The following is a 14,373-nucleotide window of genomic DNA, read 5'->3' on the forward strand; positions in this document are numbered from 1 at the left end:
AGGACCGGTTCCTGCGCTCGGCGGCCACGACTAGCGTGACCGCCATGGTGAACCCGATCGAGTCCACCCCGCGCACCCGCGACGTCCTCTGGTCCGACGTCGAGGACATCTACGCGGCGATCCTCGCCCACCCGTTCCTCGCCGGGCTGGCCGACGGCACGCTGCCGCGCGAGTCGTTCCGGCACTACATCGTCCAGGACGCCCACTACCTGCGCGGCTACGCGAAGGCGTTGGCGGTGTGCGCGGCGAAGGCCCCCGACGAGGACGGCACGGTGATGTTCGCCGAGCACGCGGCGGGGGCGATCGCGGCCGAGCGCGACCTGCACGCCGCGCTGATGGGCGAGATGGGTTCCTCGCCCGAGGAGGCCGCGCTGGAGCCGGTGGCGCCCACCACCCAGGCGTACGTCAGCTACATGCTCGCCTCCGCGCTCGGCGGCTCGTTCGCCGAGGCCGTCGGCGCCGTGCTGCCGTGCTACTGGATCTACGCGAAGGTCGGCGACGAGCTGCTGGCCCGCAGCTCGCCCGACCCCCTGTACGCCCGCTGGATCGCGATGTACGGCAGCGAGGAGTTCCAGGCGGTGGTGGACTCGGTGCTCGACCTCACCGACCGGATCGGCAAGGACCTCTCCGACGGCGAGCGCAGGCTGATGCGCCTGCACTTCACCACGACGTCCCGCTACGAGTGGATGTTCTGGGACGCCGGGTACCGCTGCGAGACCTGGCCCGTCTGACCGACGGTGCACACCGGACGGTGACCGTGCACACCGCGGGAGGTGTGCACGGTCCCCCGGGGGTATGCACGCCTAGCGCTGGTCGAGGCGGTCGGGGATGGCGACGTGCAGCAGGAAACCCACCACCCCGACCACGATCGCGCCGAAGAACGCCGCCCAGAAGCCATCGACGGTGAACGGCAGCCCGATGCCGGACGCGATGGCACCGACCAGCAGGAACAGCAGCGCGTTCACGACCAGCCCGATCAGTCCCAGCGTCAGGATGTAGAACGGGCAGCCGACCACCTTGATCAGTGGCTTCAGCACGGCGTTCACCACACCGAAGACGATCGCCACGACGACGAGCGTGGCGACCTGGGTGCCCGTGTCGCCCGTCGAGGTGGCGATGCCGGGGACGATCAGGGTGGCCACCCAGAGGCTGACGGCCACCACCGCCACCCGGATCGTGAGTGCAAGGGCGTTCGACATCAGTCCATGATCGCCTGACTGACCAGCGCCCGCAGCTGGGGCCGGATCGGGTACGTGCTCGAGGGCATCAGCTGCGTGAAGAACATCGCCGTGACGTCCTCGGCGGGATCGACGTAGAAGGCCGTGCTCGCGAGCCCACCCCAGGCGTACTCGCCCTCGTTGGTGATCGCCTTGCCGGCCGCGGCGTCGGTGACGACCGAGAAGCCCAGCCCGAACCCGACACCGCGGAACGTGGACTCGGCGAAGATCGGCCGGCCGAACGTCTCCAGGTCGGCGCCCCCGGGCAGGTGGTTGCGGGTCATGTACGCGACGGTGCGCGGACCGAGCAGCCGCGCACCGTCGAGCTCGCCGCGGCGGGCGAGCATCTGCGTGAAGGCGTGGTAGTCGGCGGCCGTGGAGACCAGGCCGCCACCGCCGGAGAGGAAGACGGGCTCGCGCGTGACCGCCTCGCCCATCGCGGTGTTGCGGAACAGCCCGCCGGCCGGGTTGGGCATGTACAGCGCGGCGAGCCGGTCGAGGTCGTCGGGCGTGACCGAGAACGCCGTGTCGTCCATGCCCAGCGGGCCGAACACGTGCTCGGCGAAGAACGCGTCGAGCGACTGGCCCGAGGCGACCTCGACGACACGGCCCAGCACGTCGGTGGCCACGGAGTAGTTCCACTCCGCCCCCGGCTGGAACACCAGCGGCAGCTGCGCCCAGTGCTCGCACGCCGTGGCGAGGTCCATCCCGCGCGGCACCCCGAACTCGAAGCCCTTCGCCCGGTAGATCTCGTCGACGGGATGGGCGTGGTGGAAGCCGTAGGTGAGCCCGGCGGTGTGGGTGAGCAGGTGCCAGACCCGCACCGGCTCGGTGGCCGAGACGGTGGCCGGGTTGGCCGCCGAGCCCGCCTTGTAGACGCGCATGTCGGCGAACGCCGGGATGTAGCGCGCCACCGGGTCGGTGAGCTCCAGCGCCCCGCGCTCGTACAGCATCAGCGCCGCGACCGAGGTGATCGGCTTGGTCATCGAGTAGATGCGCCACAGCGTGTCGTCGGCCACCGGGCGATCGGCCTCGACGTCGGCGAGCCCGTGGTGGCTCACGTGCACCACCCGGCCGCGCCGTGCGACGGCGATCGTCCATCCGGCCAGCTTGCCGTCGTCGACATAGCGACGGAAATGAGAGTCGACCCGCTGCAGTCGCCCGGCGTCGAGTCCGACCTCGCCCGGCTCCGCGTCCACCTTGAGCTGCGTCACACGGCCGACCCTACCCCGGAGTAGCCTTCCGTCGGGCCACTTCGTCGCTGCGCTCCAGACCGAGCACGGCGAGCGCGGCGCCCGTGTCGGAATACCGCAGCACGCGAGCGATCCGCCCGTCGACGACGGTGAACGCCGTGGCCAGCCGCACCGGTGCGCCGAGCTCTCCGGTGGCCTGGTCCGTCCAACGCGCGTCCTGCTCCACCACCACGCCGTCGCGGCCGCAGTACCACCGCACCGGGTCCAACCGGATGCCCGCGTGCCCCACCCAGTCGACGACGAACGCCCGCCCGTGCCCCGACCCGCGCGGCCCGCCGACCTCCACGTCATCACTGAAGAGCGCGCCCGCGCGGGCGCCGTCGCCCGCTCCGACCGCCGCGTGCCAGTCCTCGATCACCGCGAGCTGCCCCATCGCCATGCCGCCACGGTATCCATCCGCCGGACCGGAATCTTGTGCCGGCGCGCTCATCAGGGGGAACGTGTGGTCCGCTCTGCTAACGCCCATCGGCGCCGGCGCGACTTCCCGAACGACCGCCGCGCACAGCGGCCCACTCAGGACCGGTGATCCCACACATGACCGCACGCCCCACTCCGGCCGGCGCGCTGCCACCCGACCCGCCTGTCGACCGGCCGGAGGCATCTGCGCCGGCGCGCCCGAGACAGGTCGGCGCCACCGGCCACCGCGCCGTCGTCGAGGCGCTGACGGTCGTGCTCACACTGCTCGCGCTGCTCGTACTCGTGAGCGCGCTACTGGAGGCCGGCGGCGTCCCTCTCGGCTGAGCAGGACCCTAGGGCGCGGGCTCATCCGGCACGGTCGGCTCCCCCTGGGCGGGCGGCTCCTGCGGCGCGGCGGGCTCCTGCGGCGCGAACGGCGTGCCCGGCGGGGCGAAACCGCGCGCTGCGTCGTCGACGACCAGCACCCAGTCCGGGCCGTCGTCGCCCTTCTCCGTCTCGGGTGGGAAGAACTCCACCGACTCCTCCCGCGGCACCGAGCCCGCGTCGATCGCCTCGCCCGTGCGCGGGTCGTACCACCATGCGCGCAGATCCGAGCCGGACAGGACGCTCGTGTCCACGTCGAACTCGCGGCCGGCGGCCGTGTAGACCATCAGGTAGGAGCCCTCCTCGTCGCGCGTGGCGCGGATGCTCTCGGCGCCGAGATCCGTGACGTCCGAGGTGAGGACCTCCTGGTCCGGGACGCGCGTGAGGTACGGGCGGGACTCCATCAACGCCCGCAGGTGCTGCATCTGCCCGCCTGCCGGGAAGTCGAGGGCGTCGGTCCAGCTGCCGCGGGCCCCGAGCTGCGCACGCGCCCCCTCCTCCAGGAACTGCCACACCGCGTGGTGGCCGTACGTGTGGCCCGCCGCGCCGCCGAACACGCTCCAGTAGGCGTTGCGCCGCACGTCCTCGTCCGTGGAGAAGCCGTCCTCGGGCTTCCAGCAGATGGGGTGGTCCTCGTAGATGGACTCACCGTCCAGGAACGGCTTCGGCGGCCGCTCCGAGAAATTGCCGTCGATGAGTCCGAACAGGTTGTTCCAGCGCCGGCAATGGCCGCCCTGGAGCATGTTGAACGACAGCCATTCGTCGTCGTGGAACCAGGTCGCCGACGTCTGGTCGCCCCGCGGATGGTAGGTCATCAGCAGGTCGGTGTAGTCGACGGAACCGTTCGCGCCGACGGCCACGCCCTCCGCGAGGTCGCGCCAGACGTCCTCCACCCCGTCGGCCGGGGAGTCGCCGCCCATCACCCACACGACGTCGTCGCCGTAGCGTTCCCCGAGGAACTCGCCGTACTCCTTGGCGTTCTTGGTCGTGACGAGGCTGCCGGCCTGCTTGTCGGCCCACGCCGGCAGCAGCGCGATCCGCATCCCGCGCTGCGCGGCGGCGTCGACGACGAAGTCGACGTGGTCCCAGAAGTCGTACTGCTCGTCGTCGCCGGGATCGGCGCCCTCGGTGACGGCGGGCGTCATCCCTCCGTCGAGCGGGTCGTCCCCGTACGGGTTGGGGCCCGGACCCCCGGCCTGCGGGAAGACCCCGACGGCCTGGATCACGTTGAACCCCTGCTCGGCCCGGGCGTCGAGATAGCGCTCGACCTCGTCCCGGTCCAGGTTGACGAACAGGCTCCACGCGGTGTCGGCCAGCCAGAAGAACGGCCTGCCGTTCTCCCGCACGAAGTACCGGCCGTTCTCGCTGACGTGCAACGGGCCGAGCGGATCGGCCTGCTGGGCCGCGACGGCACGCGTCGCGTCGACCGGGTGCGCCGTGGCCGGGAGCACGACCGCCGCCGCGACCGCCGCGGCGACCAGTCCGCGCGTACCGGCCCGGACCGATGTGGCGAGTTGTCCCATGGCGTGCGCCCTCTCATCCGTGACGACGGCGTCCGCGACCAGTCGGAAGGGCCCCGACGGATACTCCCGGAAAATGCGCCGATTCCGTTCCCGGCGAATTTGCGTGATCAACAGTAGGTGCCCGAATTTGCCGGGTCAATTGCCACCTTCGGGTACGCGGAGTGAGTGCGGGTGAACCCCGTGCGACGGTATTCAAGACTCGATCGAGCGAATTCCCGGCGCGCCTCCGTGCCGTTCGCGACCACGCAGTGTCCGGCTCGTTCCCGACATCCCGGTGGTGTCGCCCGGACGGGAAGGGCGGATCCGTGCGGAACCGGGTCACCCGGGGCCGTGGCCGACCGTGGTCGGGAGCACTGCGCACCGACCGGGAGAATCGAGGCGTGACAGCACTCCCGGAGCCCGTACCCGACGCCGCTCCCGCGCTCCCCGGCGACGACGAGGTCCTCCGTGCGCTGCTGCGCAGGAGGGACGGCGACGGTCGGGCCGACGGGCACCGGATCGCCCTGGTCGTGGGCGGCGGCGGCATGCGCGGGGCGTACTCGGGCGGCATGGTCCACGCGCTCCAGGACGCCGGGCTCGCCGACTGCTTCGACGTGGTCTACGGCAGTTCGGCGGGCGCGTACGTCGGCGCGGGGCTGCTGCTGGGGGACGGTCGCGGCTCGGCGCGCATCTTCGTCGAGGACATGACCTGTCGGGCGTTCATCGACCCGCGGCGGCTGGGCACCGGCAGGCCGATGGTGTCGCTGGACCACCTGCTCGACCACATCCTCGCCGTCGCAAAACCGCTGCCGTGGGAGCGGCTGCGCGACTCGCCCATCCCCTTGCGGGTGGTCGCCACGGCAGCGGACGACCTGCAGCCGCACGTGCTCGAGCCCCGGTCCTGTGCCGACTGGAAGCTCGCCCTGCGCGCGACGGCGTCGATCCCGCTCCTCGCCGGGCCGCCCGTGGAGCTGCACGGGCGGACCTGGATCGACGGTTCGGTGACCGAGCCGCTGCCGGTGCTGCGGGCCCTGCGCGAGGGCGCCACCCACGTGCTCGCTCTCGTCAACCGCGCAGCGCCCGAACTGCGCCGCGCGGACCCCGGGGCCGGGCCGGCGCGGTGGGCGCGGGCGTTGGACCGGCTCGCTCCCGGCCTGGGGATGATGGCGCAGGAGACCCACCGGCACGGGCCCGTGCTCGCCGTCCTCGACGACGCCGCGCACCCCTCCCGGGACGGGGCCCACCTCCTCGCGCTCATGCCCGCGCAGGACGTCGGCGTCCGCGGCCTCACCACCGACGCCACGCGCGTGGAACGGGCCGCGCTCGCCGGGTACGCCACCGCCGCGGCGGCCCTGCTCCGCGTGCAGGACGATCACCGGGCCGCGTCGTGATCGTGTCTTGACCGCACCCACCGCCCGCACCAGGGTGGCCGGATGGACGCCGATGTCATCGTGGTGGGGGCCGGGCTCGCGGGCCTGGTGGCGACGGCCGAGCTGGCCGACGCTGGCAAGCAGGTGCTGCTGCTCGACCAGGAACCCGAGACGAACCTCGGCGGGCAGGCCTTCTGGTCGTTCGGCGGGCTGTTCCTCGTCGACTCGCCCGAGCAGCGGCGGATGGGCATCCGCGACTCCCACGACCTGGCGATGCAGGACTGGCTCGGCAGCGCGGGCTTCGACCGCGGCGTGGACGACCCGGCGGGCGAGGACTTCTGGGCCCGCCAATGGGCCACCGCCTACCTGGACTTCGCCGCCGGCGAGAAGCGCGCGTGGCTGCACGGGATGGGCGTGCGCTGGTTCCCCGTGGTCGGCTGGGCCGAGCGCGGCGGCTACCTCGCCGACGGGCACGGCAACTCGGTGCCACGGTTCCACGTCACCTGGGGCACGGGGCCGGGACTGGTCGCGCCGTTCGAACGGCGGGTGCGCGACGCGGTCGGGCGCGGGCTCGTCGAGCTGCGGTTCCGGCACCGGGTGGACGGCCTGACGGTCACCGACTCCCGCGTCGACGGCGTCCGTGGCGCCGTGCTCGAGCCGAGCACCGCGGAGCGCGGCACGGCCAGCTCACGCACGGAGGTCGCGGAGTTCACGCTGCACGCCCAGGCCGTGGTCGTCACGTCCGGCGGGATCGGGTCCGACCACGACCTCGTCCGCGCCAACTGGCCGTCGCGGCTCGGCACTGCCCCGAGGCACATGATCTCCGGGGTGCCCGAGCACGTCGACGGCCGGATGCTCGCGATCAGCGAGGCGGCGGGCGGCCGGCTCGTCAACCGCGACCGGATGTGGCACTACACGGAGGGCGTCAAGAACTGGGACCCGATCTGGGCCCGGCACGGCATCCGGATCCTGGCCGCACCCTCGTCGATGTGGTTCGACGCCCGCGGCAGGCGGTTCCCGGCGCCGAACTTCCCCAGCTTCGACACGCTCGGCACGCTGAAGGCGATCGCCGACACCGGTTACGACCACTCCTGGCTGGTGCTCACCCAGAAGATCATCGAGAAGGAGTTCGCGCTCTCGGGGTCGGAGCAGAACCCGGACCTGACCGCGAAGGACGTCCGGGCGACGTTCGGGCGGATCCGGCCCGGCGCCCCGGCCCCGGTGGAGGCGTTCAAGAACAAGGGCGAGGACTTCGTCGTGGCCGACACGCTCGCCGAGCTCGTGGCCGGCATGAACCGGCTGGTCCCCGACCCGGCGATCGACGTGGCCGACCTGCGGCGCCAGATCGTCGCGCGCGACCGCGAGCTGGACAACCCGTTCACCAAGGACCTGCAGGTCGCCGCGATCCACAACGCCCGGCGCTACCGGGGCGACCGGCTCTCGCGCGTCGCGACGCCGCACAAGATCCTCGACCCGAAGGCGGGGCCGCTCATCGCCGTGCGCCTGCACGTCCTCACCCGCAAGACGCTCGGCGGGCTGCAGACCGACCTGTCCTGCCGCGTCCTGCAGGCCGACGGCACCCCGTTGCCGGGGCTGTACGCGGCGGGCGAGGTCGCCGGGTTCGGCGGGGGTGGCGTGCACGGCTACCGGTCGCTGGAGGGGACGTTCCTGGGCGGCTGCGTGTTCTCCGGGCGGCAGGCGGGACGGGTGGTCGCGGCGGCAGTGTCGTGACGAACCACTGCTGGTGTAAGCCCCGACTCGGCTGCGCGAGCGGCACGTTCGCGCGATAGGTCTGCTCGAGAGTGCCGTTCGCGCGGGGTGAGCCCCGCTAGCTCTCTGGTGCCGAACCCGGCACCACCAGCCCCGTCTCGTAGGCCAGCACCACCAGCTGCGAGCGGTCCCGTGCCCCGAGCTTGCCCAGCAGCCTGCTCACATGGGTGCGGGCGGTGGCCGGGCTGATGTAGAGGCGGCGGGCGATCTCGTCGTTCGAACGGCCCGCTCCGACCTCGGTGAGCACCTCCCGCTCGCGGGCGGTGAGGTCGGCCAGCCGCTCGGTGGACAGCATCCGGTGGCCCGCGGCCGCGCTCTCCATCACGCGCCGGGTCACCGACGGCGACAGCAGCGCGTCGCCGCCCGCGACGAGGCGCATGGCCCGGCGCAGCTCGTCGGGCGGGGTGTCCTTGAGCAGGAACCCGGCGGCATCGGAGCGGATCGCCTCGGCGATGTGGTCGTCGGTGTCGAAGGTCGTCAGCACGACGACGTGCACGCCGGCCAGCCGCGGGTCGCCGACGATCCGGCGGGTGGCGGCGAGCCCGTCGGTGCCGGGCATCCGGATGTCCATCAGCACGCGTCTGGGCGTTCCCTGGCGACGACCGCGAACCCCGCCGCGCCGTCGCCCGCCTCGCCGACCACGGTGATGTCGTCGGCGCGTTCGAGCAGGGCCCGCAGGCCGGCGCGGACGAGGTGCTGGTCGTCCACCAGCGTCACCCGGATCACTCCTGGCCCCCGAGCGGCAGGACCGCCTCGACGACCCATCCCCGGTCTCCCGGGCCCGCCTCCAGGCTGCCGCCGAGCAGCACGGCGCGCTCCCGCATCCCGGCGAGCCCGTACCCCTCGGCGGGCCGAACTCCGGGGCGGCCGCGCCCGTCGTCGTCGACCCGGACGGTCAGCGCGTCGGCGTCCTGGTGCACCGCGACGGTGGCGGTGCGCGCGCGGGTGTGGCGCACGACGTTGGTCAGCGACTCCTGCACGATCCGGAACGCCGTGGCGTCGGCGACTGCCGGCAGGTCGGCCGGCACGGCGTCGCTGTCCACCCGCACCCGCACCCCGCCGTCGACGGCGGCCTGCACCAGCCGGTCGAGCTGGTCGAGCCCCGGCACCGGCCCGTCGTCGCCGTCCCCCGGTGCGCGCAGCAGCGTGACGGTGGTGCGCAGCTCGCGCGACGCCCCGCCCGCCGCCGTGCGGACGGCCGCGAGCGCGTGCCGGGCCGCCGGGAGGTCGGGCCCGTCGTCCTCCAGCGCCTCGCGCGCGACGTCGGTGTGCAGCGTGACGACCGACAGCGTGTGGGCCAGCACGTCGTGCAGCTCCCTGGCGATCCGCAGCCGTTCCTGCTCCACCCGGCGGCTCGCCTCCCGCTCCCGTTCTGCCGCCGCCGCAGCGGCCTGCCTGCGCAGCTCGGCCCGCCAGCCGCGACGGGACCGCACGCCGTCGCCGAGCGCGATCACGGCGGCCATCAGCCCGGCGCTGGACGCGAGCTCGTAGCCGAACAGGAGCGCCAGGTCGTCGCCCTCGCGGACCCGGAACACGACGGAGACGGTGAGCAGCGCCGCGGCGGTGCCCACGGCCCAGCACGCCCGCCCGTGCTCGGCCGCCGAGTACAGGGCCGCCGCCACCGGCACGGCCAACCCGATGGCCGGGTGCCCGAGCGCGTAGTACCCGATCAGCAGGGCGGCCGTGGCGAGCAGCGTGACCACGGGCCGCCGCCTGCGCACGAGCATCAGCGCACCGAAGCCCAGCACGAGCAGGTACGCCGACGGGCCCGGCCGGCGGTCCTCGAGATCGGCGGCGACGGCGACGCCCACGACCACCACGACGAGCAGCCCGAGACCCAGGTCCACGGCGAGCGCCCGGGAGCGGTACGACTGATCCACGACGCGGAGCCTAGAGGCGGCGTCGGCGCAGCTCAGCCCCATCGCGGCGATTGTCGACACCGGACGTACGCCCCGGCGGCGCGCTACGTCAGGGCGCGCAGCGAGGACGAGCGCCGCGACCGACGCCCCGCGCCGCCGACCTTCCTAGCGTCGGTCCCGTTCCCGTTCCCGACCTCGAGGAGGACTCGTGAAGATGCTCGGAGCCGTGCTGATCGGCATCGTCGGCGGCGCCCTGACCGGGTTCGCGCTGAGCGAGCTGATCGGCATCGTCGGGTTGTTGATGTTCGACCGGCCGATCGGCCTGCCGTACCTGCCGATCGTGCTCGGCGTGGCGGGCGGCGTGCTGGCGGGCGTCGTCGTCCAGCGCCAGGACCGCCGCGACGACCGGGAGCTGCGATGAGCGAGCGTCAGCGAGCGAATCATCAACACAGCGCCCGCGCGAAGCGCCGCCCGAGCGCCAGCGAGGGCGAGCGATGAGCGAGCGTCAGCGAGCGAATCATCAACACAGCGCCCGCGCGAAGCGCCGCCCGAGCGCCAGCGAGGGGGAGCGATGAGTGGGCCCGTCCCCGCCGTAGTGGTCACGGTCGCCTTCGCCTGGGTGGCGACGTTCGCGTTCGGCGCGCTCGTGGTGGAGACGCTGCTGCTCTACCCGAACATCTTCGCCGACGTGCCGCGGTCGCTGGTCGACTCGCTCGAGTTCATGGCGGTGACGGCCCCGAGCGACGTGCTACCTCCGCTCGGGATGGCCACCGTGGTCACGGCGGTCGCCGCCGTCGCGCTGACGCTGCGGGCGCCCGCGGTGCGGCTCTGGACGGCCGGTGCTTCGCTCACGCTGCTGGTCGGCGAGTTCCTGTTCTCCGCCGTCTGGTTCTGGCCCCGGAACACGATCATGTTCATCGAGGGGCCCGCCGTGCACGCCGCCGCCTACCTGCAGCAGGTCGCCGCCGAGTTCCAGGCCGGCCATTGGGTGCGGGTGGCGATGGGCGCGGCCACCGCCGTGCTCGCGTTCGTCGGGATGCTCCGGATGCAGCAGGAGCGGGCTGCGGCCGCCGCGCGGTGAGGCGTCACCCCGGCAGGCCCGCACCGCTGCTCAGCCTGCGGTACTCGACGGCATCGTGGGCCGAGAACACCGTGACCTGCGTCCCGTGGTCGTGCACGAGCGTGCGCAACCGGTGCCGGTTGGTTGTCCAGGCGGGCGCGCCGTTCGGTCTGTACCAGAGCCTCGAAGGCGGCGATGCCCGGCGGGCGACGCGGTCCCGCCGGGTCCATCTGCCCGTGGAAGAAGTACGCGTCCCCGGCGTGCAGCAGCCATCCGCGCCCGGTGTCGACGGCCACGCCGGCGTGGCCCCTCGTGTGCCCGGCCAGCGGGACGAGCAGGATCTCCGCGGGCAGCCCGGCGAGCTCCCGCACGGCGGCGAAGCCGAACCACGGCTCGCCGCCCACCTCGTAGGGGCGCCAGCGCGGACCATGCGCGAACTGCACACCGCGGTAGCGGTTGCGCTCGGCGCGGTCCCGCGGCGACCGCAGCGCCCGCAGCTCGGTGGCGTACACGTGCACCGTGGCCTCCGGGAAGTCGACCAGGCCGCCGACGTGGTCGAGGTCCAGGTGGGTCAGCACCACGTGCCGGACGTCCCGGGGATCGAACCCCAGCCGCCGCACCTGCTGCACCGCGGTCTCCTCCTCGGTGAGCACCGGGCTCGTCAGCCGCACGAACCTGCGCCCGAGCCACTCGTCCGGCCGCCGCCCCGCGGGACTGCCCATCCCGGTCTCGACGAGGACCAGGCCTGCCGAGGTCTCCAGCAGCAGGCAGTGGCACACCATCTCGGCACGCCGGCGGATCCCCGGCCGGCCGTCGATCAGGAAGCCACCTCGCGGTCGCATGGTCCCGCAGTCGAGGTGGTGGACGCGCATCAGGTGATCTCCCTCGTGACGAGCGCGGTCAGGTGATCGCGGACGGTGCGCAGGGGCGCGTCGTCCCGATCCGTGCGGGCGAGCAGCAGCGCGCCTTCGATCGCGGCCAGTACCACGGTGGCGAGCTCGGCGGCGCGCTCCGCGGGCACGCCACCGCGGGCCAGCAGCGCCGCCACCGCCGCACGCCAGGACGCATAGCCCGCACGGCAGGCGACCGCGATGGTTTCGCTCTGCGCCGCCGCGTCGAGCGCGACCGTCGCCAGCGGGCAGCCCGCCCGGAAGTCGGTGGCGACCAGCTCCGCCGCCAATGCGTCGACCACAGCGCCGATCGCCGTCTCGGCGTCCGGTGCGTCGGCAACCGCCTCCGTCAGCCGCTCCTGCACCCGGGCGGCGGCCTCGCGCATCGCCTCGGCCGCCAGCTGCTCCTTTCCTCCGGGGAAGTGGAAGTAGAGCGACCCCTTCGGTGCCTTGCCGGCCTCGACGATCTGGTTGAGGCCGGTGGCGTGGTAGCCGCGGGTACGGAAGAGCTCGCCGGCCGCGTCGAGCATCCGGCGGCGGCTGTCGGATCGGGGCACGGAGGCGACGGTACCGAAATATGACGACCGGTCTAGCCACTTCCCGGGAGCACTGCCGGGTGCCCGAGATCCTGGATCGCTAGGCTGGACGGATGCGTCAAGGGCGAGCCGATGTCGTGGCGCAGCAACTGCTGCAGCTCATCCTCGACGGGACCTTCCCGATCGGCGGTGCGCTGCCCAGCGAGTCCGAGCTGGCCACGCGGTTCGGGGTGAGCAGGCTCACCGTGCGCGAGGCCATACGGTCGCTCGTCTCCACCCGCGTGATCCACGTGCAGCAGGGGCGGTCCAGCGTGGTGAACCCGGCGAGCCGGTGGTCCCCGCTGGACGGCAGGCTGCTGCTCGCCCGCAGCCGGGCCGAGAGCGACGCCCTGCTCCTGCCCCGGCGGCTGCTCGAGGCGCGGCGCGCCGTGGAGGTGGCCATCGTCGAGCTCGCCGCCATCCGGCGCCAGGAGTCGCACGTCGAGCGGCTGGGCGCGCTGCACGAGGAGATGCTGCAGGCCCACGACCGCGGGGACGTCAGCGCCGCGACCGAGGCCGACCTCGCGTTCCACGCGCTGCTGTTCGAGGCCGCCGACAACGTCTTCCTGGACGCCCTGTTCGAGCCACTCGCCTCCGTGCTCCGGACGCTGCGGCAGGAGACGTCGTCGGTGCCCGAGATCCGCAGCCACGCCCTGGACCGGCACGCCGCCATCCTGCGCGCCGTGGCTGCGGGCGACCCGGAGGCCGCCCGCGAGGCGATGCAGGCCCACCTGATGCAGACCGAGGAGGACCTGGAGCACTACCTCGGCCCGGACGCCGTCGCCGGGTCCGCGGTCGGCTGATCGCCGCGTCCGATCACCGCCGGATCCGGGCCGCGGTTCCGCAGAGGATCAGGGCATGGATCTCGAACTGCAGAACAAGGTCGCGGTCGTCACCGGAGCCTCGAAGGGCATCGGCCTGGCCGTCACCCGCACGCTCCTCGGCGAGGGCGCCCGCGTCGTCGCCGCCTCCCGCAAGCCCGGCCCCGAGCTCGACGCGCTCGCGGGCGCCGACCTCGTGCACGTCCCCGTCGACCTCACCGAGCCGGACGGCCCCGCACAGCTGATCGCCACCGCGGTGCGGGAGTTCGGCGGCCTCGACATCCTCGTGAACAACGCAGGCGGGCCCCCGCCGGGGGTGCGGCTGCCGCAGTTCGGCTTCCTCACCCCCGGCGACGCCGACTGGCAGCTGATGTTCGAGTTCAACCTGTTCTCGGTGGTCCGCGCGGTGCGCGCCGCCATCCCGGCGATGCTCGAGCGGGGCGGCGGCGCGATCGTCAACGTCTCCAGCGGCAACGCTCGCCAGCCGGGGCCGATGAACGTGGACTACTCGGCGGCCAAGGCCGGCGTGAACACGCTCACCCTGGCCCTGTCCGAGGAGTTCGGCCCGCAGGGCATCCGGGTGAACACCGTGTCCCCCGGCCCGGTGCGCACGGCGTGGTGGACCGAGGAGGGCGGTGCCGCCGACATCATCGCCGGCGCGGCCGGGACCGACCGCGACACCGTGATGGACACGGTGGCCCCGGAGATGATGAAGCTGACCACCGGCCGCCTCGTCGACCCGCAGGAGGTCGCCGACGTGATCGCGCTGCCGGTCTCGCCCCGCTCGGCCAGCACCACCGGCGCCGACTTCGCGGTCGACGCCGGCTTCTTCAAGGCCGTCTAGTGCGGTGACCACATACGTTCGCCGGTTGTGGTCATGCTGCGGTGGTGCGGGGTCGGCCCCAGCGTTGTTGACGTTCGCTGCGGACGCGGGCGCGTTCGCGGCGTTGGGCGGCGAGGACGTCGGGGTGTCGTGCGTTGGCGTTGCGCCAGCGCAGGTAGTCCTGCAGCCGGCGGGCCAGCACGGTGTGGTTGGGGTGGTTCGAGGCGCCCATCACGAAGGTGCGCAGCGGCCCGAACTGGGCCTCGATCGGGTTGGCCCACGACGCGGAGGTCGGGGTGAAACACAGCTCGACCTTGTTGCGGGCTGCCCACGCTCTGATCGCGGGGGTCTTGTTCGCCGACAGGTTGTCCATGATCACGTAGATCGGTGCGCCGTCCGGGCGTGCCGCACGGATGGACTTGAGCGCGGCGAGGGTGTGATCACCGCCTTTGC

General features: G+C 73.2%; 15 protein-coding genes and 2 pseudogenes. 8 read left to right on the forward strand and 9 right to left on the reverse strand.

Annotation, left to right across the window (positions count from 1 at the left end; all coding sequences use genetic code 11):
- The first annotated feature begins 44 nt into the window (after positions 1–44).
- Positions 45–731 carry a thiaminase II gene (gene tenA, locus KME75_RS02290; RefSeq protein WP_219412816.1) on the forward strand — a complete coding sequence of 229 codons (687 nt, stop codon included), beginning with the start codon at positions 45–47 and terminating at the stop codon, positions 729–731.
- Between the two features lie 72 nt (positions 732–803).
- On the opposite strand, the gene KME75_RS02295 is transcribed toward tenA, so the two are convergent.
- From KME75_RS02295 to KME75_RS02305, 3 genes are read right to left on the reverse strand one after another with little or no spacing between them, the layout of a single operon-like run.
- Positions 804–1,199: a phage holin family protein gene (locus KME75_RS02295; RefSeq protein WP_219412817.1), complete on the reverse strand. Its 396-nt coding sequence runs from the start codon at positions 1,197–1,199 to the stop codon at positions 804–806.
- The gene (locus tag KME75_RS02300) at positions 1,199–2,431 is read right to left on the reverse strand and encodes a serine hydrolase domain-containing protein (RefSeq protein ID WP_219412818.1); all 1,233 of its coding nucleotides are present in this window, start codon (positions 2,429–2,431) and stop codon (positions 1,199–1,201) included. The genes KME75_RS02295 and KME75_RS02300 overlap by 1 nt, the downstream gene beginning before the upstream one ends.
- Before the next feature lie 10 nt (positions 2,432–2,441).
- Positions 2,442–2,849, reverse strand: a complete 408-nt coding sequence (locus KME75_RS02305; protein ID WP_219412819.1) for a nuclear transport factor 2 family protein — start codon at positions 2,847–2,849, stop codon at positions 2,442–2,444.
- A gap of 155 nt (positions 2,850–3,004) precedes the next feature.
- Between KME75_RS02305 and KME75_RS02310 the strand changes: the two genes are divergently transcribed.
- Positions 3,005–3,211: a hypothetical protein gene (locus KME75_RS02310; RefSeq protein WP_219412820.1), complete on the forward strand. Its 207-nt coding sequence runs from the start codon at positions 3,005–3,007 to the stop codon at positions 3,209–3,211.
- An 8-nt stretch (positions 3,212–3,219) separates the two neighbouring features.
- On the opposite strand, the gene KME75_RS02315 is transcribed toward KME75_RS02310, so the two are convergent.
- Positions 3,220–4,773, reverse strand: coding sequence for a glycoside hydrolase family 140 protein (locus KME75_RS02315; protein WP_219412821.1), 1,554 nt, complete (start codon positions 4,771–4,773; stop codon positions 3,220–3,222).
- A 380-nt stretch (positions 4,774–5,153) separates the two neighbouring features.
- On the opposite strand from KME75_RS02315, the gene KME75_RS02320 reads away from it, so the two are divergent.
- Both KME75_RS02320 and KME75_RS02325 read left to right on the forward strand, forming a co-directional pair.
- Positions 5,154–6,143 carry a patatin-like phospholipase family protein gene (locus tag KME75_RS02320; protein WP_219412822.1) on the forward strand — a complete coding sequence of 330 codons (990 nt, stop codon included), beginning with the start codon at positions 5,154–5,156 and terminating at the stop codon, positions 6,141–6,143.
- A 42-nt stretch (positions 6,144–6,185) separates the two neighbouring features.
- Positions 6,186–7,853 (forward strand): FAD-binding dehydrogenase, encoded by a 1,668-nt coding sequence (locus KME75_RS02325; protein WP_219412823.1) that lies wholly within the window; start codon positions 6,186–6,188, stop codon positions 7,851–7,853.
- A gap of 97 nt (positions 7,854–7,950) precedes the next feature.
- Here the strand turns inward: KME75_RS02325 and KME75_RS02330 are convergent.
- Both KME75_RS02330 and KME75_RS02335 read right to left on the reverse strand, forming a co-directional pair.
- Positions 7,951–8,618: pseudogene (locus KME75_RS02330) on the reverse strand (response regulator).
- Positions 8,615–9,772: a sensor histidine kinase gene (locus KME75_RS02335; RefSeq protein WP_308282503.1), complete on the reverse strand. Its 1,158-nt coding sequence runs from the start codon at positions 9,770–9,772 to the stop codon at positions 8,615–8,617. The pseudogene KME75_RS02330 and the gene KME75_RS02335 overlap by 4 nt, the downstream one beginning before the upstream one ends.
- Before the next feature lie 193 nt (positions 9,773–9,965).
- Here KME75_RS02335 and KME75_RS02340 point away from each other — a divergent pair, with 193 nt between their 5' ends.
- Together KME75_RS02340 and KME75_RS02345 are read left to right on the forward strand one after the other, a co-directional pair.
- Positions 9,966–10,172 carry a DUF5957 family protein gene (locus tag KME75_RS02340; protein WP_246631325.1) on the forward strand — a complete coding sequence of 69 codons (207 nt, stop codon included), beginning with the start codon at positions 9,966–9,968 and terminating at the stop codon, positions 10,170–10,172.
- A gap of 150 nt (positions 10,173–10,322) precedes the next feature.
- Positions 10,323–10,832: a DUF1772 domain-containing protein gene (locus KME75_RS02345; RefSeq protein ID WP_219412826.1), complete on the forward strand. Its 510-nt coding sequence runs from the start codon at positions 10,323–10,325 to the stop codon at positions 10,830–10,832.
- Positions 10,833–10,836: 4 nt separating this feature from the next.
- Here KME75_RS02345 and KME75_RS02350 read toward each other — a convergent pair.
- Positions 10,837–11,683, reverse strand: a pseudogene (locus tag KME75_RS02350) (MBL fold metallo-hydrolase).
- Positions 11,683–12,231 (reverse strand): TetR/AcrR family transcriptional regulator, encoded by a 549-nt coding sequence (locus KME75_RS02355; RefSeq protein ID WP_219412837.1) that lies wholly within the window; start codon positions 12,229–12,231, stop codon positions 11,683–11,685. Before KME75_RS02355 ends, KME75_RS02350 begins: the two are co-directional and overlap by 1 nt.
- A 119-nt stretch (positions 12,232–12,350) precedes the next feature.
- Here KME75_RS02355 and KME75_RS02360 point away from each other — a divergent pair, with 119 nt between their 5' ends.
- Together KME75_RS02360 and KME75_RS02365 are read left to right on the forward strand one after the other, a co-directional pair.
- Complete coding sequence (locus tag KME75_RS02360; RefSeq protein WP_219412827.1) at positions 12,351–13,079, forward strand: FadR/GntR family transcriptional regulator; 729 nt, start codon at positions 12,351–12,353, stop codon at positions 13,077–13,079.
- Positions 13,080–13,134: 55 nt separating this feature from the next.
- Positions 13,135–13,941 carry an SDR family NAD(P)-dependent oxidoreductase gene (locus tag KME75_RS02365; RefSeq protein ID WP_219412828.1) on the forward strand — a complete coding sequence of 269 codons (807 nt, stop codon included), beginning with the start codon at positions 13,135–13,137 and terminating at the stop codon, positions 13,939–13,941.
- Between the two features lie 31 nt (positions 13,942–13,972).
- Here KME75_RS02365 and KME75_RS02370 read toward each other — a convergent pair.
- Positions 13,973–14,373, reverse strand: a 401-nt coding sequence (locus tag KME75_RS02370) for a transposase (protein ID WP_219412829.1), incomplete at its 5' end; no start/stop codon positions are given.

It is taken from the genome of Pseudonocardia nigra, from assembly GCF_019396355.1.
GTDB classification, from domain to species: Bacteria; Actinomycetota; Actinomycetes; order Mycobacteriales; family Pseudonocardiaceae; genus Pseudonocardia; species Pseudonocardia nigra.